The following is a 24,295-nucleotide window of genomic DNA, read 5'->3' as shown; positions in this document are numbered from 1 at the left end:
TCTCCAAAAGGCACAATCACCAAACTCTATTTCCCTACATGGAAACAAAATTCAAACCCGTTGATACCAGCGTCATGCGCAAAAAGCCGCTCTCGGCTTATGCCGCAGATGCGCAAAAAAGTGAACTTAAACGCGTATTAACTCGATGGGGATTGACCTCATTAGGTATTGGAGCCGTTATTGGCGGTGGTATTTTCGTATTAACTGGTATTGCTGCCCGCGAATGGGCAGGTCCGGCTTTAGCGCTGGCCTTTATCATTGCCGGTGTGGCCTGTACGTTTGCTGCCTTATGCTACGCTGAGTTTGCATCTATTTTGCCGGTTGAGGGTTCTGCTTATGCTTATTCGTATGGTACTGTAGGTGAATTATTTGCCTGGCTGATTGGATGGAATCTGATTCTGGAATACATGATGGGGGCCACTACGGTAGCTGTAAGCTGGTCGGGGTATTTTGAGAAATTCCTTCATCTCTTTCACATAGAACCGCCCATATGGTTGATGAATGACCCAGTGACAGCGCAGGAAAAAGCCGAAGCATTACGTGCCGCTGGGCAAAGTGTTCCTGATTTTACGTTTGCCATTAACCTGCCTGCTCTGCTTATTGTATGGGTTGTTACGTATATTCTGGTTAAAGGGATCAAAGAAGCAGCCAGCACTAATAACCTGATCGTTATACTCAAAGTAGCAACGGTTATCTTCGTCATTATCGCCGGTGCCTTTTTCGTGGATACAGCCAACTGGACACCGTTTATTCCCACAGGAGTCGTCGACGAAACTGGTCAAACCCACTTTGGTATGCCCGGTATTGTTACGGCAGCGGGTATCGTGTTTTTTGCGTACATCGGTTTCGACGCCGTTTCGACGCAGGCTGGTGAAGCTATTAACCCGAAGAAGGACGTCCCATTTGCCATTATTGCGTCACTTCTCATCTGTACGACCCTTTATATTTTGGTATCACTTGTGTTGACCGGGATGGTAAGATACGACACACTTGACCTGAAAGCTCCTGTTGCACAAGCATTTGCTGACGCAGGACTAACCTGGGCCGTTTACCTGATTACGATTGCTGCCATTGCCGGATTAACATCGGTAATGCTGGTGATGATGTTGGGGCAGACGCGGGTTTTTCTTGGTATGGCTAAAGATGGTCTTCTACCCAAAAGCCTGTTTGCATCGATTCACCCAACGTTCAAAACACCTTGGAAAAGCACGATTTTCGTAGGTACGATTGTTTCCATTGTAGCTGCCGTTACGCCTATTGATAAAGTATCGCAGTTGACCAGTTCGGGAACACTTTTCGCTTTTGCGATGATCTGTGGTGCAGTATGGTTGCTACGTGTTCGGGAGCCAAATCTGGAACGCCCTTACAAAACTCCAGCTCTTCCTATAGTTGCTACGTTAGGTATTCTGGCAAACTTATACCTGATGTGGAACCTACGTACCGATACCAAAATCACCTTTGTGGTCTGGTGTATATTGGGACTCATTGTTTATTTCGCTTATAGCCGTAAGCATAGCAATTTAAATAACCCAGAAGAGTAATTGCGATTATAGATAAGATACCGTTCTAAACCCCTTGACCAAGGTCAAGGGGTTTTTTCATTAGTCTATAGACTAAAACAATTCCGAATAGATATGTAATTTTGTAGCTGAATGAGTATACAAGAAATAGTAGGATATGCATCGGCTTTGATTGTTGGTCTGGTTATTGGGCTGGCAGGAGGTGGCGGTTCTATTCTGACGGTTCCCATTTTTGTGTACATATTTCATATTCCTACCGTACTGGCCACTACGTATTCACTGTTTGTTGTAGGTACTACGTCGCTTATTGGGTCGCTTAATCACATCTGGCAAAAACGAATCGATCTACGTGTTACGTTAGCTTTTGCATTTCCATCGTTTGTTTCTGTTTACCTAAGTCGACGTTTTCTGTTACCAGCCCTCCCTGATCCGCTGGTCCGGTATGGGCAGTCTTCCCTATCGAAAAGCGATGCGATTCTGTATTTCTTCGCCATTGTGATGGTCATTGCCGCCCGCGCCATGATACGTAGCGATCGGCCAGAACATGGAGAAGCTGCCGATGGACGTCCTCGTTACGGTAGTCTGGCACTCGATGGACTGGCGGTTGGGCTGCTAACTGGAACGATTGGCGCAGGTGGCGGATTTTTGATTGTACCGATGATGGTTCTTCTGGCTGGTTTACCCATTCACCGCGCCGTTGCTACGTCGGTACTCATTATTGCCGTCAACTCATTTGTCGGATTTCTGGGAGATATTCATCATACCCAGTCGGACTGGAATTTTCTACTACCGTTTACAGGTTTATCTATTATTGGAATTTTTCTGGGTATGTATTTAGCTCGTTTTATTGCTCCCGAAAAGCTAAAGAAAGGATTCGGCTGGTTTGTGCTGACGGTTGCGAGCTATATGATTCTTAGAGAAATTCTGTAACACAGGCAATTTGTCTGTTGTTCTTATGATTTGGATGCGGATTATATGTCCGCGTTACGTGCCTTACCTATGGTTATCGAACAACTTTATACTGGCTGCCTTGCTCAGGGTGCGTATTACATCGAAAGTGCAGGTGAAGCAGCTATCATCGACCCACTTCGGGAAACGACACCCTATATCCGAAAAGCAGCAAAAGCTGGTGCCACCATCAAATACGTATTTGAAACCCATTTCCACGCCGATTTTGTATCGGGTCATCTGGATTTAGCAAAGAAGACCGGGGCGACAATCGTGTATGGACCCAATGCAAAAACCGCTTACAAAGCCTATTCGGCCAAAGATGGTGAAACGTTTGCGTTAGGTAACGTAACGATAAAAGCTCTACACACACCCGGCCATACCCTTGAATCTACTACGTATTTACTCCTCGACGAGAACGGCAACGACTACGCAATTTTCACGGGCGATACGTTGTTTATTGGTGATGTTGGTCGCCCGGATCTTGCCATCAAAGGTGATCTGACGGAAAATGATCTGGCAGAAATGCTATATAATAGCCTTCAAACGAAGATTATGCCGTTGGCCGATGACGTAATCGTTTATCCTGCGCATGGAGCAGGATCGGCTTGTGGCAAAAACATGAGCAAGGAAACAACCGATACGCTGGGCAATCAGAAGCGTTTCAATTATGCCCTACGTGCCAAGTCGAAACAGGAATTTGTTGATAAAGTGCTTGATGGTTTGACAACGGCTCCTGCTTACTTTGCCGAAAACGCCCGGCTCAACAAAGAAGGTTATGAATCAATCGACCGGGTTCTTCAACGGGGCAGTCACGCGCTTTCGCCTGATGCTTTCGAAACAGCGGTTAACGAAACAGGTGCGCTGATGCTAGATGTCCGCAATGCGGCTGATTTTGCAAAAGGGTTTATCCCCAATGCTGTCAACATCGGTCTGAACGGTCAGTTTGCTCCCTGGGTGGGCGCACTTATTCCTGATTTAACGCAACCGATTGCACTTATTACGCCCGTAGGTCAGGAAGAAGAAACCGTGCTTCGACTGGCTCGAGTTGGTTACGACAATTGTATCGGTTATCTCGAAGGTGGTTTTGCCGCCTGGCAAAACGCTGGTAAAGAAGTCGATTCAATTGAATCCATTTCAGCAGACGAGTTTGCTGTTCGCTGGCAACAAAACCCGAATGTAACCGTAGTTGATGTGCGCAAGCCAAGCGAATTCATCGACGAACACGTAGCAGATGCTGAAAATTTACCTTTAGATAATCTGAATGAGCACATGGCCGAAATACCACGTAACGAACCCGTCTACGTTCATTGCGCAGGTGGTTATCGATCGATGGTGGCTAACTCGATTCTAAAAGCGCGTGGTTTTCACAATGTAGTGAATGTAGAGGGAGGAATGACCGCCATCAAAAAAACGGAGGTAGCCGTTGAGTCAACTATTAACAGTTGATAGTTAAATTTCGTTAGTCGCTGTTCGTTTCTGACTTCATAAAACGAACAGCGACTAACCAGCCTTTTACTACTTCTTTTCAGGCATCAATACGAGTCGAATATAATTCTGACCGAAATACGTGTTGGCCGCTTCTTTTGTGCTTTCGACAGTCACTTTAGCTAATTGCTCGTTTTCATGCAGCACTTCATCAGGTGCGTCGCCGTTGTAATATTGATTTTGCAGGTAACCGAGCCAGAACTGATTGTCTTTTAACTGTACTTCGGTTTCACGACGGGTTTCAGCTTTGAATTTGGCAATGTCGGCGGGTAATGCTCCCTTTTGCTTCAAATCGGAGATAAGCTCCTGCGTTTTAGCGATCAGCTTTTCCACATTACCGGGCGAACAGCCGAAACTTATCCGGAACGTATAACGCGGAACTGGATATTTGGCATAAGCGGCATTGGCACCAACGCTATAAACGCCCCCTTCTTCTTCACGCAGTTTTTCTAACAGCTTAATTTCCAGTACTTCACTTAAAGCGTCTAACTGCGTAGCCGTTTCGGGCGACCAACTAATATCTCCGCTGTAAACCAGTTGAACTGATGCTTTTGGATCGAGTCCACGATAAACTGTTTTACTAAGTTGGCCTTTGGGAGCGCGAATTTCTAAATCCTTAAATTTCTCGTTTTTATCCGTAGCAGGTAGCCCACCCAGGTATTTTTCGACCAGTGGTTTTAGTTGCTCTTCTTTGAAGTTACCGACGAAGAAGAACGTAAAATCGCCCGCGTTGGCAAAACGCTCTTTGTAGATTTTCAATGCTTTATCCAAATCAATTTTATCGAGATCGTCGGGTTTAAGCGGCTGTCGACGTGGATTGTTGTTACCTAACGTAACAGTTACCGTATCCTGAAAAACTTTGGCGGGGGTTGGGGTATTGATCTGATTCAGTAAGGCGCTACGTTGATTCGATAGAAACCCTTTCGCTACGTCGGCATCCTTTCGCGGTTGCGTAAAATGACTGTAAATCAATTGCATTGCTGTTTCCAGATCTTTAGGCGCAGCACTACCACTAATTCCCTCACTTAGTTCGCCGATATATGGGTAAACGCCAACCTGTTTGCCCGATAGGAATTTGCCTAGCTGAATCTGATTGTACTCGCCCGTGCCGCCCATAGCTGTTAACGTAGACGCAAACCGCGCCGACTGATAATCGTCCAGATCGTAAAGCGACGTACCGCCAAAGCTATTAGCTGAAAAAAGAATCTGATCATTTTTAAAATCGGTTGGTTTCAGAATAACCCGCACGCCATTTTTCAGCTTCCACTCTGTTACGTTGATATCATTGATTTTCTTCGCATCTACAACCGGCGAGCCAGTTGGTTCTTTTGCGAGTAAGGGGCTGTTCAAAGTTTTGTCTTCATAGGCAGTCAGGCTTTTACCGGACTCATCGATGAAGGCCAAAATCTGCTCTTTAGTGGGCAGTTTGGCTTTGTCCTTTTCAGGAGCCATCACAATTACAGCCCGATTATCGTTGTGAATAAACAAATCGACCAGCTTATTCACTTCATCCAGCTTGATACCGTCCTGCACTTTTTTCAGAAAATCATAATAGAAATCGATACTCGTGTAGGGTTCCTTATCAGTAAAGTTCTGAACGTATTCGTTCACGAAATTAGCCGATCGGGTTTTGTTACGTTCGCTATAGGCCTGCTCTACGCTGGTCATAAATTCCTGCTTGGCACGGGCAAGTTCGGTATCGGTAAAGCCAAACTGTTTAACCCGCGCATTTTCATCCAGAACAGCCCGAATGGCTTTTTCTACATTACCTTCCTTTGCCACAGCAATGGACGAAAACGCATCCACATTACCCAGAAAATCGCTGTAATTACTGTAACCACCGAGAAATGGCGGGTCGGCACGCTGGGTTAGTTCCTGAATTCGGTTACCAAGCATAGTATTGAAAAGTCCACGTTTGATACTTTCGCGAAGATCATTCAGGTTCTTTTCCTTGATTTCAGGACGCTTATAAATCACCTGAATTACCGTGTTTGGCTGCTCTGGGTCGGTCACAATAACGACCTTCGTGTCTTTGTGCGACGGAATCTCATAATCGGTACGTGATTTCGGAGTTTTTACGGCTGGAATCCGGCTGAATTTTTCGCGAATAATGCCCTCAACCTCTTTCGTATCGAAATCACCTACGGCAATAACCGCCATCAAATCAGGACGATACCAGTCTTTATAAAACTCACGTAGCGTTTCGGGCCGGAACGTAGTAAGCACCTGTTCAGTGCCGATGGGTAAGCGTTTCGAATATTGCGAATTGTTCAGCAAAGCCGGAAAATACTGGTCGCGCATACGCTGGCCCGCACCACGTCCCGACCTACGTTCTTCAAGCACAACGCCCCGTTCTTTGTCAATTTCAACCGGGTCGAGGGTTGCGTTATGCGCCCAATCTTCCAGAATCTGAAAAGCCTGATGAAACAGTTTTACGGAATCGGTCGGAACCGGTAACTGATAGACCGTTTCGTCGAAACCGGTGTAGGCGTTCAGGTCGGCACCGAAGCGGATTCCAGCCGTTTGCAGGAAGTTTACCAGCTCATTTTTGGGGAAATTTTTAGTGCCGTTAAACGCCATGTGCTCCATGAAGTGCGCCAACCCCTGCTGATTATCATTTTCGAGCACCGATCCTGCCCGAATCACTAGCCGTAGCTCAGCCCGGTTTTTCGGTTCCACATTTTTACGAATGTAGTACGTTAACCCGTTTGGCAGTTTGCCAACTTTAACCGCCGGATCAGACGGAATGGGTAGATTCAGGTTTAAAGCACTTGCCGTTTTAGCAGCAGGCCGGGCAGGAGTTTTAGGTTTTGAGACAGGTTGCGCCAACAGGGACGTAACGCTGACTAACAAGCTCAGACAGAGTGGGAAACGTACCATTACGTGGTTTAAGCAAATTGTTAATTAGAACGAAGTTATAGACTTATATGCGATTTACGATGAGTAATTGATAAACGCTAACCGACTCTGATTATCACTACGTTGCTTCGGGAATCGACAGTGTCTTTTTATTTGCTTAATAACGGTGGAGTCGACCGAATCGTTTATCGTTCTCTCTGAGCAACGTAGTGATACTCCACCGAAACTAACCGGAAAAGCCGCATGCCTAAAACGGCATGCGGCTTTTCCGACACTAACTTATTGCGACAGCCAGAATTTTTAGTCCACTTTAATGACTTTAATTATTCGGCTTTGGTTGGGTGTACTTACCTGCAACAGTAATAAACCCGCAGGCTGCTGGCCTAGCGACATGCGTTGACGCTCCACGTCACCAGCTCGCTCAACCAGCCGCTGACTCAGCAGTTTTCCGTTTGCACTAGTCAATTGTAGTTGGAGTGACTGACCCACTGCCCCCCGAATTTCAATCTCGACCGATTCGCCCACTACAGGATTACCTAGTACTCTGACAGCCAGTGTAACCACTTGTTCATCTGTTGCTCCCTGACGAGCCGGACTATTGCAAGCCGCCAGCCAGTTGTAGGCAAAACCAGCCTGCGAACCGCCCTGCTGAGCCCGTAGTTGCAGCGTTGGATTGTCGGTATAGAGTTGCAAGGTGTACGGACCTGGATTCGTAGTAGGCAGCATCTCGTTGACCACCGAAAAACTGATCGGACTGCCGTTGGAACCACTGTACTGGGGTTGGAACGTCACTGAGCGCTGGTTTGCGCTGGTGCTCAGGCAGCTTATCGTCTGCACGCCCGTAATGGCAAAACCAACGGGCGTACTGGCCGAAACAACCGTGAGCATAAACGTAGTGCTCACGGTTAAGCCCTGGGGATCGGTGGCCGTTACCGTCACCGTGCTAACGCCACTGACACTCGGTACGCCCCCAATCTGGGTAGGTGGGCTAAAGTTCAGCCCCGCCGGTAAGCCACTTACCGATAAAGTCAGCGTTGTGGGTGTCTCGTTATCGGTGAAGGTAAGCTGGGGAATCGTATAGCCGAACTCCTGACCCACACGCGCTGTCTGATTGCTCAAAGGCTGGTTCACACGAGGAGGGGTGTTGGGCATAGGATTCGAACAGGCCGCCAGCCAGTTGTAGGGATAGCTCACTTCCCCCGGTGTACCTGACTGCTGGGCTTTGAGTACAATAGTCGGGTTGTCATTGTAGAGCTGCAACGAGTAGGGGCCCGCATCGGTGGTGGGGAACAACTCATTCACCACTGAGAAACTAATGGGCGCTCCCGTAGTGCCGCTGTAAATTGGCGTGAACGTGATGGCATACCGATTCGAAGCAATCTGCTGACAGTTGTTGGTGGTTACCCCGGTGATAACGAAGTTTCCTCCTATAGGAGCGGGCTGCACCGTCAGGCTGAAATTCGTGCTAGCCGATAGGCCCCCAGAATCGGTGGCCGTCAGTGTTACGTTGGTCGTACCAGTCTGCGAGGGCGTACCCGAGATCACTCCACTCGATAGTGTCAGACCCAGCGGTAGCGGACTGCTGGTCAACGTAAGGGCATTGGGCGTCTGCGCATCGGTGAACGTAGCACTCACATTCAGGCTAAACGGTTGCCCCTGCGTAGCCGTTTGATTCGCTACCGGATTCGCCACCGTGGGGGTCGTATTGCCCGCAGATGGGGCGATTACACTCAACGAGAACGTAGTACTCACACTGAGCCCCTGTGGATCAGTGGCCGTTACCGTCACCTGGCTCACGCCCGTCTGGCTCGGTACGCCCCCGATCTGGTTGGGGGGCGTGAAGTTCATCCCCGCCGGTAAACCGCTCACCGACAGCACCAGGCTCTGGGGCGTTTCGTTATCGGTGAAGGTGGTTTGGGGAATGTTATAGCCAAACGCTTCCCCCACTTTAGCGATCTGATTGGTCAGGGGCTGGTTCACTCGTGGTGGCGTGTTGGGCATGGGGTTCGAACAGGCCATCAGCCAGTTGTAACTGGAACTCGCTTCACCTGGATTGCCTGGCTGGGTGGCCTTGAGCACAATGACCGGATTATCGGTATAGAGTTGCAGCGTGTATGGCCCTGGATTCGTAGTGGGGAAGATCTCGTTGACTACTGAGAAGCTGATAGGCTGTCCATTGCTGGCTCGGTACTGGGGCGTAAAGCTGATCACATAGCGGTTGGCAGCAATCTGCTGGCAGTTGTTGGTCGTTACGGCCGTAATGGCAAAAGCCCCCGCTGCCACCACCGTCACCGAGGCTACCCCCTGGCAGGTGCCCGTAGTGCCGGTCACCGAATACGTACCGGGTATATTGACTACGATGACATTGGTGCTTGTCCCGTCACTCCAGACATATGTATTTGCCCCGCTAGCCGTGAGCGTAGTACTCTGGCCCTGCGCAATAGTTAACGAAGGATTGGCCGAGATGCTGACCGTAGGCTGGGTGTTGTCCTGACCCACCGTGGTGGAAGCTGTTCCCGAACAGCCGTTGCCATCCAGTACCGTCACTGAATACACGCCTGCCTGATTCACTGTCGCCACGGCGCTGGTGGAATTGCCCCCAACCTGGGTAGCGCCAGCACTGAACTGATACGTACTGCCCCCGCTGGCCATCAGGTTCACCGTAGCTTTGGTACAGCTCAACGGACCGTCGTTGGTCAGGTTAGCGGTAACGGTGGCCGCTGTGCTGCCCACCGTGGTTGTGGTGCTGCTGACGCAGCCGCTAGGGTTAGCTACCCTGACTGTATAGGTACCTGGAGTGCTTACCTCCACCGTACTGGCCGAACCCGGTGTGCCTATGGTGCCGCTGCTGCTGTTAAAGGTATAACTGCTACCGCCCGAAGCCGTCAACGTGACGGTAGGTTTGATGCAGGTAATTGGCCCGTCGTTCGAGAGGGTAGCTACCGGGTTCGGATTAATTGTTACGGGGAGATTTCCACTGGTGGTCTCCTGGCCGTTACTGACTACGCGAAGCACGAAATTTCTGGGTCCGGGTGAGTCGTATAACAAGTTAAATAAAGTGATGTCACCATTAACCGTGCTGGTGCCCGTATAAGAGGCAGTGGAGGTTATTTCGGTCATCGTATAGCTATAGCTGCCCGAGACGTTGCCAATGGTAGCGCTAAAGCTCACTAAGTCTCCCGCACAGGCAGGGTTAGGACTAGCCGCAAAGTTAGTAATGGTTGGGGGCTGCACTACGTAGGTAATAACGACCAACCCATTTCCCGAGTTGCCTTCGGTAGCCCCAGTGCGGGCAAATAGTCGAGTACCCGCTGTGAACGAGCCGCCACCCCCTCCGACACCACCGCCACCGCCACCACCACCTGAGTAGCCACCACCGCCACCGCCACCAGCATCTGCATCTGAGCTGCCGCTGCCACCACCACCAAAGCTACCACCATTAAAAGCGGAACCGCCTGCTCCACCATTGACAAAAGAGCGCCCCCCTGCGTTTGGGTAAGCAGTGCTTCCTCCGCCGTTGCCGAGTAACCCACCCCCACCGCCAACTTTGCCGTTGTTACCGCCATTGCCCCCCTGTGTATCTTGCCCTCCAAGTCCACCAGCCGGAACTGTGCCCCCCGTAGTGACCAGTTGACCATGTTTAGCCGCTGATTCCTGACCAAACTGAGAAGCCCCCCCACCCCCACCTGCAACTATCAGTGGGGTTATTGTATTGGCGATGTTGGTTACCACAAATGAGCCGCCCCCGCCCGCAGACTTACCGTTTATATTCTGACCCACTAGTACACTCAATGCTTGCCCTGGACTAACGCTAACTTGAGTGGCCAGGATAGCCCCTCTACCAGATATAATCTGTTGTCCAACAACAGCTCCCCCCTCGCCACCTCTGGCCTCTATAGTGAGCGAGGTAACGCCAGCAGGAACCGTCCATGTTTCAATAGACCCGGTGAAGCTAAAACTCACTACCTGTGTTTGGGCAAATGAGTTATTGACTATACTGAAAAATAAAAGCAATAGTAAGGTCGGCCATTGCCAATCCTTACGATGTCCCTTGCGGGATTGAGTAGTTGTTGAGGACATAATAGAACGTAGCAGGGGGTTAGGTCTCCTGCACGGCCGCAAAGCTATAGTCAGGAGGGAGCGGGGGGGTAGGACAAATGTTACATGCCTATGGGAAAGATGTTACATTTGGTCAAAAACGAACCTTTGCAGCAAAAATATTAGGCTTGGAGAGGATTATCACCCTGCTGGTAGGCGGTCGGCGTCAGGCCATATTGTTCGCGGAAACAACGGGTAAAATAGCCCGCATCATCGAAACCGACGGCTTCCGCTACGTCGGCCACCGTCCGGCGCTGACGTAGTAAAGGCCGCGACTGCCCTAGTCGATAGTTACGTAGCAGTTCGGTAGCGGTCAAACCGCTGACGGCTTTCACTTTTCGGTAAAGATGCACCCGACTCAATTGCATGGCCTCGGCCATCGCTTCTACACCAAATGTGGGGTCGCTCAGGTGCTGCTGCAAAACCGTTTGCAGACTATCCATAAACGTATGTTCGGTACGTTCCGACGTAGCATCAACGGACTCGTCATTTGCCGGTACTACGTCCGGTTGAAGGAGTTGAGCCTGCAACCAGCTACGTTGGCGTTGCTGCTGAGCCAGCAGGTTACGCACCCGCAATTGCAACTCACTCACGTGAAATGGCTTGGTCAGATACGCATCGGCCCCCTCAGTCAGCCCAGTCAACTGATCCTCATGGGTCACTTTGGCCGTCAGTAGCAGAACCGGAATATGGCTGGTGCGCAAGTCAGCTTTGAGCGTTCGGCATAACGTAAAACCATCCATACGAGGCATCAGTACGTCGCTGATGATCAGATCGGGGCCTGTTTCCAGCGCGCGCTCCCAACCCATCTGACCGTCGTCCGCCTGTTGAATTTGGTAGAGCGGGTCGAGCGTTCGGGTTATAAAATCGCGCAGTTCCGCATTGTCTTCGACTACCAGAACCTGAGGTCGTTCGTCAACTGCTACGTTGGTTTCCGGTTCGGAAGGGGAAGGTTCCGGGGTAGAAACCAACGTAGCGTTCACTACGGGTTCCTCCCACAAAACAGGTCGATAAGGAAGTTGTACGATAAATCGGGTACCGGTGTGCGCCGTTGTCCAGGGACTTTCTACGCGCACCGTGCCCCCCTGTAACGTAACGAGTTCGCTCACCAGCGCCAGACCGATCCCCGAACCCGGCGATGATGCCGACATGGGCGCAGCCTGATAAAATCGGTCAAATACCCGTTCCTGTTCGGCAGCCGTCAGTCCCGGTCCCGAATCTTCGACCGCCAGCTCTACGCCAGAACGTAGCACTACGTGAATGCTCCCCTGCTGAGTGAATTTAATGGCGTTGGTCAGCAGATTCAACGCGATACGTTCCAGCTTTTCGGCGTCGAACCAGTACGTCTTTCCAACAAGCTCGTCTGTGAAGGAGAGATTCAAGCCTTTCTTGTCGGCTTCCGAACGTAGTGAATCGACAACCTGGGCGACGAACGTACTTAATTCGCCCGGACGTTCGTCGATACGTACCACGCCGGCTTCCAGTCGCGAGAGGTCCAGTAATTGGTTGGTCAGGCTCAAGAGCTGGTGCGCATTCCGGTCGATGGTTGCCAGCCAGTGTTGTTCTTCGGGTTGGTGAATCGTTTTTTTTAGGTGCTGGGTGGGTCCCAGAATCAGCGTGAGTGGCGTGCGTAGTTCATGCGTTACGTTAGCAAAGAAGCGAGTTTTTAACGCATCCAACTCCCGTAGCTGGTCAGCCTCGCGCTGCTGCGCTATCTGATCCTGTTGCTGCCGAAACTGCCGGGCACGAAACTGACTGTAAATGCCTGCCAGACCCACAGCGAGAAAGCCATATAGCAGATACGCCCAATTGCTACGCCACCAGGGTGGGGCAATGGTGAGTATCAGTTCCCGAACGTAACGACTCCACTGTCCGGTGGTGTTGGCGGCCTGAATCTGCAACCGATACGTTCCCGGCGACAGTGCTGTAAAAATAGCTTCCGGCCGATTCGTTACGACCCAGCCCGGCGATAACCCATCCAACCGATAACGGTACGTTGCCTGCCCCAGCCGATTATACTGCATAGCCGCAAAGCGCAACGTAATAAAATTCTGATTATAAGGCAGTGTAAGCTCTCGAAGAGAATCGGGCGGATTTGTCGCCAGTGACGAATCCAGCAACGACTGATTATTTACCAGGATATCCGACAATTGCACAGTCGGCTGGAACGTATCGGTACGAATGGTACGTGGATTGAAACCCACCAGGCCCGAAATGCTGCCCAGTATGATACGTCCATCCGGCATCGATACGGCGTGGAAGCGATTAAATTCGTCGGCCCCCAGACCGTCTTCCTGTCGATAGATCCGGATGCGGCCGGTACGTCGGTCGAGTTGACCCAGTCCCTGATTGGTGGCTACCCAGACCGAGCCCCAATGGTCGGGAATAGCGGCATATACTACGTTGTTGGGTAACCCCTGTCGGGTGGTGATTCGAATGCTACGTCCACTTCGCTTGTCGAACTGACAGAGTCCGCTACCAAAGGTGCCGATCCATAACCGATTCGTATCCAGCGGGTCGGTGTTCAGCCAGTACAGATTATCGCTGCTGAGCGATGTAGAATCCCTGGGCTGTCGCTGGTAATGCCGAATTTTTCCACTACGTCGGTCGACCCGATAAAGGCCCTTGCTAGCTGTAGCAATCCACAACGCCCTCCGGTCGACTACGGTCTGAAGCATGGCCGAACGAACAGTCGACTGGAAGGGATGGGCAAAGCGAATCCATCGATTTTGTGAATCTTCGTAATAACCGGTCCAGTCGCGATGCACCAGCCAAACTTTCCCGTTGGGATCAGTAGCCAGTAAAGTAGGGCGCTCTAACTGATAATCCTGAAGAGGAACTGGTCCGGGAACGGACGTAATCTGACCAGTAGCCGGGTTGAGCCGATACAAAGGAGTGCCGCCAACAGCGAACCAGAGTTGCCCATTGGCATCGATGGTTGCCCGAAAGTTATAGGCTACTACGTGTGCCAGTTCGGTCGGCAGTCGGGCTTCCGACACGCCTGCGTAATTGATCAACCAATCGTTGACAAACGAGCGTTGGTAAGGATGATTTCGGAAGGCAGCCGCCCGCAAATTTATCTTGTACACCCCTGCCAGATCGGTACCCATCCAGAGCACATCCGACCCATCAACAAACAGCGAAACATACTTCGCCACGCCGTCGGGCACGGTCAGCGGCTGTAAACCCTGGGCTTCTTTATAGCGAAATAATCCTCGGCCCAAGTCAATATACTCAGCACCCTGGCTATCGGACGTGATCTGATGTGGCCAGGTTACCTGTGCGTTTGTCCATGCCAGAGGATATGAGTGAGTTTGACCCGTTTGCGGATTCCAGCGCGTCAGCCGACGGTCGCTGCACAGCCACAGGTCTCCGTTTGGTCGTCGGTATAGCTGCCGGATGGGGTTAGTTATCGCTACGTTTCCCTCTTTCGCCGGATATCCGATGTGGGAAAACTGGCCGGTTACCGGGTCGAAGCGGTCCAGTCCCTGCGCTGTTGCGATCCAGAGTTGCCCTTGTTTATCTTCCAGGACAGCCGTAATTGAATTGCTGCTGGGTGACGTAGTCTGGCCGGGTCTGTGGGTGTACCTGACAAATTTTTGCGTATCGAGTTCATAGCGGGCCAGCCCTCCCCGGCGGAAGGAAAGCCAGAGTCGACGGTGCGTATCGGGATAAACGCTCAGGAGTGTATCCTGTCCGAAGGTCCGCCGGTAAGCGGGGTGGCGAGACAGATTCGTAAAGGTTTCATGAACAGGGTCGAATCCATCGAGGCCAAACTGGTCATTCTGAATCCAGATGTAGCCATCGGGGGCCATGGTTAGGTTGGTGATCCCCGGCGAAGAAAGTGATGGCTGTCCATCGGCAGCGGGCTGAAAAACCTTGAAGGTGTAGCCATCGTAACGGGCAAGTCCATCGCGGGTAGCCATCCAGATAAAGCCACGTTTATCCTGCACGATAGCTGGCACAAATGCTTGTGGCAATCCCTGACGTGCAGTAATTAGCTCAGGTTTGGGTAAGAAAATAGCCTGCGCCCAAAGTGCATTGGTGTTCACGGCTATTATTAAGATCACCAAGTGCCCAATTACGTCCAAACTAGTTGCCCATCCTCTCCAAAAACGACTCCGCCTAGCCTTACGCATTCCTAAGAAACCTATTCCACTCACTAGGTTAACAATATATTGCAATTCTTTTTTAAGTACTAATACAGTATTTAGAAAGGAATTGTAATATATTCATTTGATTTACAATACACGCAATCCAGTAAATTATTTATCGTTTCCAGATGAGTAGGGCTGCAATGATGATTGATGCAAAAACCGAAAACCAGCAGATCACTACAACCCAACGTATCGGAATTTCCCACATGGGTGCATGCAATAGCTGCGTTTCGTCGTCAAGATTGACTTCGCCATAGAAATTCCGTTCACAGAAATCGTCCCAGTCGATGTAATCGGCAAAACGGGCCAGTACGTTGAGTAGTCTTGTTGATGGTACGTCGGTCGATTGCCAGAATAGTTGTAATTCCTGAGCTGCTACGCGTTGATGCGTATGCTGACTTATCTGCTCGCTCAACTGCACAAAATCACGCGGTCGCCAATGACGGGAAGGCTCCCAGTGTAAAATTCGCTCAATTTGCTGTTTCAGGTCAGTAGTCTGCCGTGTCATGGGGTAATCATCGTGTTTCTTAGGCACATCCACAAATCAGGCGGTTGCACCTACTATCCTATTTCGTTCGCAACCAATGCCAAATGATTAGTAATTTTGTAGTTATAGTTATGCAATTAACATCCTTATTCGTTACTAGTTTCATGAAAAAACGAACGCTTCTCAATTTACTGATAACCTGCTCACTAGCCACATCGGTTTGGGCTGCTCCCCCTGCCAAACTTACCTATGAAATAAATCTGAACGACCGCGCCGACGATCTCTTTAACGTTACGTTACGTGTAGATGGGCTCAAGCCTGAAAACGCGGTTTACCAATTTGCCGCTACGGCCCCCGGTACGTATCAGGTCATGGATATCGGACGGTTTGTTCGGTCGTTTCAGGCGCTGGATAAGAAAGGCAACGAACTGAAAACCGAGCACGTATCGACCAATCAATGGAAAATTGACAAACCCGAACAGGTTCGTGAGATCCGGTATAAAATTGCCGAAACCTGGGATACGAAAGTCGACAAAGACGTTATTTACCGCATGTGTGGTACGTCTATCGAGAAAGACCACGTATTGATCAATGGTCAGGGCGTGTTTGGTTTTCCGACTGGCATGCAGGCAACTCCGTTAGCCGTAAAGCTTAACTATCCGACCGAATGGATGGTTGGCACCGCGCTCGAAAAAGGAAAAGATGGCTATTATCTGGCCGATAACTACGACCGTATCGTTGATTCACCGATTCTGCTTGGTCGGCTTACTAAAGCACAAACGACAGTGGGAGGAGCGGCTATTGAGCTGTATACCTATTCGAAAACCGATCAGGTAAATTCGCAGCAATTACTCGATGGTATGCAGGCGATGCTGAACGCGGCTGGACAGTTTCTGAAAAAATTGCCCGTAAAACGCTACGCCTTTCTGTATCACTTCGAAGACGAATCGTGGGGAGCCTGGGAACATTCGTATAGTTCGGAGTATATCTTTAAAGAAGAACCTTATTCACCACGGCTGGCGGCTCGGGCAACCAGCATTGCCGCGCACGAGTTCTTTCACGTTGTTACGCCTTTGAATATCCACAGTGAGCTTATTCAGCAATTCAACTTCGTCACGCCTACGCCGTCGGAACATTTGTGGCTGTATGAAGGTGTAACGGAATGGGCCAATGGCATGATGCGCCTACGGGGCGGACTGATTGATTTGCCTGAGTACCTGACAGAAATGGGCCAGAAAGTTCAGATTGACAAGCAACTGGACACTACGTATAGCTTATCGAAACTGGCCATGACCTGTTATACGCCAGAAGGTCAGAAACAATACGGAAACATCTATAATCGGGGCGCACTGGTCGGTTCTTTGCTTGACATACGCTTACTGGAGTTATCGGGTGGCAAACGCGGTTTGCGGGAAGTGATTAATGAACTGGCCGCTACGTATGGTCCAAATCGTCCGTTTCCAGAGAAAGAATTCTTCACCATTTTCGCTCAGAAAACGTATCCCGAAATTGCCGATTTCTTTGACCGCTACGTCAAAGATGCGCAGCCACTGCCGTTGCAGGATTACTACGGGAAATTAGGTATTCGTTATACGCCAATGGCTATTACGGGCAAAAAACTTCCCTCACTCGGTATGCGCTTTATGCCGGTAAACGATACGTTACGTCTGCGACAAGTAAGCGAACCACTACGTCAGGCGGGTTTACAGGACAATGACGAGCTGGTTAGTTTTAACCAATTGCCTATCAATCCGTCTACACTAGCCGACATTCGTAAGCAAATCAATAGCCTCAAAGCTGGTGATACGTATGAGTTGAGCGTTCGTCGGAATGGACAGTTGATAACGGCAAAACCGACCATGCAGGAGATCGACGAAGTGAAAAAATACTCGTTTGAAGCCGATCCTCAGGCAACTCCAGAACAGCTTAAACTCCGCGAAAACTGGCTGAAAAACCTTTAGGTAGCTATGACTCTCTAACCGATCAGCTATTATCTGTTTGAAGATCGCCCGAATTGTGGTGGAAGGTAAGTTACTTTCCACCACAATTCGGGCGATCTTCTTTTAAAAATAAATAAAACTAATTGTCTCGTTATTAGACAATTGTAGTTATATATATCCAATAAATAACCACTTACTTTAATGTAATTTTAATTAGATATCCATAGTATTTATTAGCTAATAAAATCAGAAATTTATTATTGAAAATAACATATTATTTCTTGAAAATATGAAAACAATATATACTAGACTTTTATACATTTTACTAGGGCTCTATAGTCAACAATCACTATGGGCGCAAGTATCGGCACCCGTTAATCAATCTATTTGTGGAACTCCTATGCTTAAGCTAGATCAAGCAAAGAATCTTAAGCAAAAGATGCTGGCTTTTAAGCGAAAGGCAGCTACGAACAGTGCATTCTCTACGCTGACCTACGTACCGGTTCGCCCACATATTATTCGGAGGAGCGATGGATCAGGTGGCTTTGCCTTATCGGATATGAACGAAGTAATGGCCATGGCTAATAAGTATTATATGATGAATGGACTTGGCATTCAGTTCTATTTTTCTGGCGAAACACCCGACTATATTGATAATGACGATGTATATGAAAGCTTCGCAGGCCCTCCCGGCCCATTTGATGCTCCTAATGCAATGAACCAATATTATGTCCATCGCATTCAGGGAGGTTGGGCAGGACTGGCGCAGTTTCCGGCGAATAACCTTTATTCAACCCAGTCTATTATAGAGGTTAGTAGTACTCCCAACATCAAAAAAATTATAGGCAACTACGTCATACCGCATGAATTCGGACATAATTTCGGGTTATACCACACCTTCGGTATGGGAAGTGGTGATATACCAACTGCCGAATTGGTAACTCGCGGACCGGGGGCCAACTGCGAAACAGAGGGCGATTTTATCTGCGATACTCCCGCCGATCCATACGGCCGGGCAGATGCTAGTTCTTATACAGAAGATGCGAACGGTTGCTTTGTGTATAGTCCCAGCAATACTGCCCGCGACGCCAATGGAGAGCCATATAGTCCACCTATGACTAATATTATGTCGTACTGGAACGGTGGCAACTGCTCCCACGATTTCACTGCAGAACAGTACGATCATATTCAACAGGCTTTGGCGTTACGTCAGTCACATACCGCATATACGCTCGATGCTCCGGCCACCTCCATGACGCCCCCCAGCAACCTGAGTTTAAGTTATACGGGCAATTCAATTGCGCTGAACTGGCAGGATAACGCCACAAATGAAATGGGCTATTTTATTGAGCGTTCTACAGTGCCGAATGGCAGCTTTATTCCTATCGGTGGTGTGGGGCCAAACGTAACAACATTCACGGATACAGATGTACTGGCCAACAGAACGTATTATTATCGTATCCGCCCCTCAAATACAATCACCAATCATCTTAGCCAAACCGTAGCGTTTACTACGTGTACAGTACCGCAATACCCAACGCCCAACCCTTCCCGATCTACGGCTAATTTATACTGGATAACGCAGGTGGGGCAGACGTATAACGTTCGCTGGCATCAGTCAGGAGCCGCCGAGTGGACTATAATCGAGGGTATTAATTCAGTGCCCTGCACACTTACTGGCCTAACCGCGAGTACTACATATGAATGGGAAGTGCAGTCAGTCTGTTCACCCACTGCCAGCTCATCCTATGTAGCAGGTCAGACATTTACTACGTATTCCTGCACGGCTCCGTATTTTCTAGGCACCACAGGCGCTACGTCGTCGGCAGCGGAGCTTTATTGGTACGTTTCTCCTACTGAACCCGGCAAAACGTTCGACATACGATATCGAACTATGGGAAGTACCGACTGGACTACGGTAAGCGGAATTGCTACTCAATCCTATTCGCTGACGGGACTGCCAACTAACACTACGTTTGAATGGCAAATAAAGAGCGTATGTACGGCCACCGAAAGTTCAACATTCACGGCAAGTGCTACCTTTACAACACAGTGTAGAATACCAACAGCCCTCTATGGGTTGGCGTCACAGACAAAAGCCCGATTGCAATGGTCATCACCTTTCCCTAGCGATGCACAATCGTTTCAACTGCGCTATCGACCTGTTGGCAATCTCGCCTGGGTTACGGTTAATACGGGCATCCAGCCGAATTATGAGCTTATTGGACTTTCGACTGATGTTACGTATGAATGGCAGGTAGCGTCGGTCTGCTCAGTTAGTGCAATTTCTGATTTTTCTATTCTAGCTACGTTTACTACGTCCTGCTCTCCGCCCAAAACACAGGATTTATCTACATCCATTATTATGTCCTCGTCGGCTCAGTTTAACTGGTTTGCAACGACAGATCCGGGCACACTGTTCACGCTACGTTATCGCCCGATTGGTGCGCCCAACTGGACAACTGTATCGAGTCTGACAGCCACAACCAGCAATGCCGTTTATACAACAGGAACGTATTCAGCGACGAGCTTACTGCCCGGCACCAATTATGAATGGGAAGTAGCCACGGCCTGTTCGCCAACGCAAAACTCGACGTTTACAGCAGGGCCTGCCTTCACCAGCCTTTGCCCAACACCCATCAATTTATATCCAGCTGTGTTTGTTACGTCGGCTTCCTTATACTGGGATTCGGTGAGTCCTACCGCTACGTATGAAGCTCGTTATCGACAACTGGGAACGAGTGATTGGACCGTGATTACCAATATTACCAGTACGACTATAACGGTTACGGGGCTGATCGCTAATTCGGCCTATGATTGGGAGGTCAGAACACTTTGCGGCAATGGAACCGCTTCCAATTACTCATCGACACGAACGTTCTATACGCCCGGCTGTACAACGCCAATTAACTTACAAACCACCAGTCTGACTAATACATCGGCCCGGCTAAACTGGACTTTTCTGGCGGCTAACGTCGATACACGTTATCAGGGCCGTTACCGTGTTATTGGCGCATCGGCCTGGATTATGCTCGATAATTTAACGAGTACCGATGGAACGGGCTATACGATTCTTAACGGATTAGTAGTTGGAACGGCCTATGAATGGCAGATTCGCACGCTCTGTTCAGGCACAGAAAGTTCTGAATTCAGCAACTCCGTTACGTTTTACACCAGCATTCCATGCAATGGTATGTACACGATTAAAACCGGCTCGTGGGTCGATCCGACGGTATGGTCGTGCAATCGAATTCCTGTTGGCTCGGACGTAGTACAGCTCAGGCACGTAGTGAATTTACCGGCCAGTTACGTAGCAACTGCACAGAAATTACAATTTAATCCGGGTACAACACTTACCTATGGAGCCGATGCTCGATTAATACTTGGCTTCTAAAGACGAAGCCACTCAAGCCACCTCTTTTTACAACGTTTATGAAAATTAACCTCTTTGCTATCAACCTCTTTTTTTGCCTTCTGCTGTGTGGAGGTGTTCACTACGTATCGGTTGCGCAAAATCAGTCGCAACGGATTTGTGGTACGGAGATAAGCCCTGAGCAAGCAAAAGCATTACAGCAGCAGGTAATATTAGCCCTCAAGCAGAAGATGGCCACCAATAACGTGTTTACTACGTTGACTTATATACCAATTCGTCCGCATATTATTCGCCGGAGTGATGGCACTGGCGGCCTTGATTTGGCGCGATTAAATAGCGCTCTGGCGGCTGCAAACCGCTCTTTTATGACCAACGGACTAGGTATTCAGTTCTACTTTGCTGGTGAAACGCCCCACTACCTCAGCGATGATAATTTGTATACCAATTTCCCGTATACAAATCAATCGGCGTTAGACCCGTACGATGCGTCGAACGCCATGAATCAGTATTATCCGAATTCTATTAATGCTCCGTCTTCGAGTTTTGCCTTCTATCCCAGCGATGATATCCGTTCAACCCGTTCAATAATCAGTATAAATACACGATTCAATTTTAATCAGACCGTAGCGCATGAGTTGGGCCACAACTTCAGTTTAATTCATACCCACGGTACCACAAGCGGAATGCGTACTAATGAGTTGGTGACTCGTGGAGCCGGGGCTAACTGTACCATCGCAGGCGACCAGATTTGCGATACCCCCGCCGATCCTTTTGTGAGCTTCCCCGAAGAATTTCAGTATACTGACGATGCCGATGGTTGCATGCAATATTCGCCCGATAATACCCTCCGCGATGCGAATGGCGACCCCTATACACCACTGGTTAACAATATCATGTCGTATTATAATTTCACGACTTGCCCTGAAGAGTTTACGTCGGGGCAGTATGAACGCATTCAGGCAGGATTGGCTATTCGGCAGGGACACACGGCTTATACGCTTGATTATCCGGCAGCTAACGTACCACACGTCACCAATCTGACGGCAACGATCAATGGTCTATGGGTACAGCTCTCCTGGCAGGATAACGCAAGTAATGAAATGGGTTATCTCATTGAACGCTCTACGTTGCCCACTACTGGCTTTGTCTCAATTAGCGGTGTTGAACCCGACGTTACGTCGTTTACTGACCGGAGCATTATGCCGAACACGACGTATTATTACCGCATTCGCCCATCCAACACAACCACTGGCAGCCTTAGCCAAAACGCTACGATTACTACGCCCGCTATGCCGCCAGTTACGGGTTTAACCACCACTAACATTACCGGAAATGGTGCGAAACTCATCTGGAATAGTCTGGGTGATGGTGTTGAGTATGAGGTTCAATATCGTCAGGTAGGCGTTACTACATGGAATACGGTAAGGCATATTTCCAGTCCCATTACCCCAATAGGATTTCTGGCGAGTAATACAACGTACGAATGGCAGGTCAAAGCTGCTCTTGGCACTACTTATTCCGGACCTGTTACGTTCACAACAATCTGCGAGATTCCAGCCAATCTGTTTAGTTCACCCGAGCGGATGCGAGCCCAACTTTCCTGGGTTGGTGCCAACGATCAGACCTATACCCTTCAGTGGCGGCCGGCTGGTTCGTCGGACTGGACAACAATCAATAATCTGACTGTTAATACGTATACGCTTTCGGAGCTGACTTCGGTAACCGCCTACGAATGGCGGGTTCAGGGAGTTTGTTTACCAGCGTTTCGGTCGGAGTTTAGCAATCCTCAATCGTTCACCACCCGCGCATGTCAACTACCTTACTCATCGTCGCTCAATGCTGTAGGCGGAGACTGGGCCAGCCTATCCTGGTTTTTCAGTGTGCAAGACCCCGCCCGGACTCTTGATCTGCGTTATCGCCCGATTGGAACGCCTATCTGGACGACTGTCAACAGTCTCAGTATTACGAATACCACAGGCACGTATCAACTAACCGGGCTTACGAACAATACAACGTATGAATGGCAGGTACGTAGCGTCTGTTCATCAACCGAACAAACGGATTATGCGTCGCCTAGTTCGTTTTCGTTTACAACGCTTTGTCGAACACCGGTCAGCTTAACAGCTAATGCATCAGCAACGCAGGCTCAGTTAGGCTGGCAGATTATACCTTACACTCAAACTGGCACTACGTTTATTGTGCAATACCGACCTATTGGCATGGCAGAATGGGCTACCGTTACGAGTACAACTACTACGTTCGCCGGTGGCTCTGCCAAACTAACTGGCTTAACAACTGGTACTACGTATCAATGGCGTGTTCAGACAACCTGCTCACCAGCGGCACTGTCCGATTTCTCTACTATCGCCCAGTTTACAACCAATTGTACAGTGCCGCTGACCAACGGTTTTTCGGTAGCCTTCATCACGCCAAATTCGGCACAATTGAACTGGACCATCACAGATGACCCCCTCAATCATTACGATATTCGGTATCGACCGGTAGGTTCGCCAAACTGGTCAACGACTAGCACGCTCGGAACAACCATTACGTTGACAGGACTTACAGACATAACAACCTACGAATGGCAACTCCGAACGATATGTTCCGGAAGCGAATCGGCAGGTTTTACCGCTGGCCCGAACTTTACAACGTATTGCCGAGTGCCTATATTCAGGTATGTTAATCCACAGATTACCTCCGCTACGTTGAACTGGGAGTTAATCAGCCCAAATACGGCCTATACCATCCAGTACAGAAGATCGGGAACAGCAGCCTGGACCACTATTAGTAATGTGAGTAGTGCAAGTTATGTTGTTACGAACCTCACCGGAAATACTACCTATGAGTGGATAGTCGGCGTAATATGCCCTAACAGCATTGGCTACGCATCAGGGGCAAATTTTACTACGTATGGTTGCGGTGTACCAAGTATCAGTCAGACAACGAACATAACAACTAATTCAGCCCAATTGAACTGGTTTTTTTCGTACCCAAATGCTGACACCCGCTATCAGGCTCGTTATCGGGCAGTTGGTGCCTTCGATTGGGTTATGCTGGATAATTTGACGAGTAACAATAGTCAAGGCTCCAGAATCATTAATGATCTTTCAGGCAGTACTACGTATGAGTGGCAAATCCGGGCAATCTGCTCGGCGTCGGAAAATTCGGCTTTTACGAGTTCTTCCAGGTTCCAAACCTCGATACCTTGTTCAACCATGTACACGATCCGAACGGGTTTGTGGAACGATCCGGGTACGTGGTCATGCAATCGAATTCCCGCTACGGACGATACTGTACAGATCAAGCACCCTGTAATCATACCCGCCAGCTACGTTGCCAATGCCCGACGTATCAACTATGATGCCGCAAAACCGATCAATTATGGTTCCAGCGCACAGCTGAAACTAGGATTCTAATAATGA

Annotated in this window: 10 protein-coding genes; 6 read left to right on the top strand and 4 right to left on the bottom strand. The window is 49.3% G+C overall.

Going from position 1 to position 24,295, the window contains the following annotated elements; all coding sequences use genetic code 11:
- Positions 1-38 precede the first annotated feature (38 nt).
- The 3 genes from ACYVD4_RS04010 to ACYVD4_RS04000 all read left to right on the top strand — a co-directional run bounded on the left by ACYVD4_RS04010 (position 39) and on the right by ACYVD4_RS04000 (position 3,917).
- Positions 39-1,541 carry an APC family permease gene (locus ACYVD4_RS04010; RefSeq protein ID WP_460942624.1) on the top strand — a complete coding sequence of 501 codons (1,503 nt, stop codon included), beginning with the start codon at positions 39-41 and terminating at the stop codon, positions 1,539-1,541.
- Between the two features lie 111 nt (positions 1,542-1,652).
- On the top strand, positions 1,653-2,450 hold the full coding sequence (locus ACYVD4_RS04005; RefSeq protein WP_460942622.1) for a sulfite exporter TauE/SafE family protein: 798 nt from the start codon (positions 1,653-1,655) through the stop codon (positions 2,448-2,450).
- A gap of 69 nt (positions 2,451-2,519) precedes the next feature.
- Positions 2,520-3,917: an MBL fold metallo-hydrolase gene (locus ACYVD4_RS04000; protein ID WP_460942620.1), complete on the top strand. Its 1,398-nt coding sequence runs from the start codon at positions 2,520-2,522 to the stop codon at positions 3,915-3,917.
- 69 nt (positions 3,918-3,986) lie between these two features.
- On the opposite strand, the gene ACYVD4_RS03995 is transcribed toward ACYVD4_RS04000, so the two are convergent.
- The 4 genes from ACYVD4_RS03995 to ACYVD4_RS03980 all read right to left on the bottom strand — a co-directional run bounded on the left by ACYVD4_RS03995 (position 3,987) and on the right by ACYVD4_RS03980 (position 15,578).
- Entirely contained in the window at positions 3,987-6,836 is a 2,850-nt protein-coding gene (locus ACYVD4_RS03995; RefSeq protein ID WP_460942618.1) for a M16 family metallopeptidase, read from the bottom strand.
- A 279-nt stretch (positions 6,837-7,115) separates the two neighbouring features.
- Positions 7,116-10,895 carry a putative Ig domain-containing protein gene (locus ACYVD4_RS03990; protein WP_460942616.1) on the bottom strand — a complete coding sequence of 1,260 codons (3,780 nt, stop codon included), beginning with the start codon at positions 10,893-10,895 and terminating at the stop codon, positions 7,116-7,118.
- A 140-nt stretch (positions 10,896-11,035) separates the two neighbouring features.
- The gene (locus tag ACYVD4_RS03985) at positions 11,036-14,965 is read right to left on the bottom strand and encodes a hybrid sensor histidine kinase/response regulator transcription factor (protein WP_460942614.1); all 3,930 of its coding nucleotides are present in this window, start codon (positions 14,963-14,965) and stop codon (positions 11,036-11,038) included.
- Positions 14,966-15,182: 217 nt separating this feature from the next.
- Positions 15,183-15,578 (bottom strand): hypothetical protein, encoded by a 396-nt coding sequence (locus ACYVD4_RS03980; RefSeq protein WP_460942612.1) that lies wholly within the window; start codon positions 15,576-15,578, stop codon positions 15,183-15,185.
- A gap of 143 nt (positions 15,579-15,721) precedes the next feature.
- Between ACYVD4_RS03980 and ACYVD4_RS03975 the strand changes: the two genes are divergently transcribed.
- From ACYVD4_RS03975 to ACYVD4_RS03965, 3 genes are all read left to right on the top strand, one after another.
- Positions 15,722-17,518 (top strand): M61 family metallopeptidase, encoded by a 1,797-nt coding sequence (locus ACYVD4_RS03975; protein WP_460942610.1) that lies wholly within the window; start codon positions 15,722-15,724, stop codon positions 17,516-17,518.
- A 379-nt stretch (positions 17,519-17,897) separates the two neighbouring features.
- Complete coding sequence (locus ACYVD4_RS03970) at positions 17,898-20,891, top strand: hypothetical protein (protein ID WP_460942608.1); 2,994 nt, start codon at positions 17,898-17,900, stop codon at positions 20,889-20,891.
- Between the two features lie 38 nt (positions 20,892-20,929).
- Complete coding sequence (locus tag ACYVD4_RS03965) at positions 20,930-24,289, top strand: fibronectin type III domain-containing protein (RefSeq protein ID WP_460942606.1); 3,360 nt, start codon at positions 20,930-20,932, stop codon at positions 24,287-24,289.
- Positions 24,290-24,295: the final 6 nt, after the last annotated feature.

The sequence above is a fragment of the Spirosoma daeguense genome, from assembly GCF_054776875.1.
Note: the sequence above shows the minus strand (reverse complement) of the source record. Positions and strands in the feature narration are given on the sequence as shown.

Coding starts and splice junctions, on each gene's coding strand:
- ACYVD4_RS04010 (WP_460942624.1), top strand. CDS start 39: ATGGAAACAAAATTCAAACCCGTTGATACCAGCGTCATGCGCAAAAAG.
- ACYVD4_RS04005 (WP_460942622.1), top strand. CDS start 1,653: ATGAGTATACAAGAAATAGTAGGATATGCATCGGCTTTGATTGTTGGT.
- ACYVD4_RS04000 (WP_460942620.1), top strand. CDS start 2,520: ATGGTTATCGAACAACTTTATACTGGCTGCCTTGCTCAGGGTGCGTAT.
- ACYVD4_RS03995 (WP_460942618.1), bottom strand. CDS start 6,836: ATGGTACGTTTCCCACTCTGTCTGAGCTTGTTAGTCAGCGTTACGTCC.
- ACYVD4_RS03990 (WP_460942616.1), bottom strand. CDS start 10,895: ATGTCCTCAACAACTACTCAATCCCGCAAGGGACATCGTAAGGATTGG.
- ACYVD4_RS03980 (WP_460942612.1), bottom strand. CDS start 15,578: ATGACACGGCAGACTACTGACCTGAAACAGCAAATTGAGCGAATTTTA.
- ACYVD4_RS03975 (WP_460942610.1), top strand. CDS start 15,722: ATGAAAAAACGAACGCTTCTCAATTTACTGATAACCTGCTCACTAGCC.
- ACYVD4_RS03970 (WP_460942608.1), top strand. CDS start 17,898: ATGCTTAAGCTAGATCAAGCAAAGAATCTTAAGCAAAAGATGCTGGCT.
- ACYVD4_RS03965 (WP_460942606.1), top strand. CDS start 20,930: ATGAAAATTAACCTCTTTGCTATCAACCTCTTTTTTTGCCTTCTGCTG.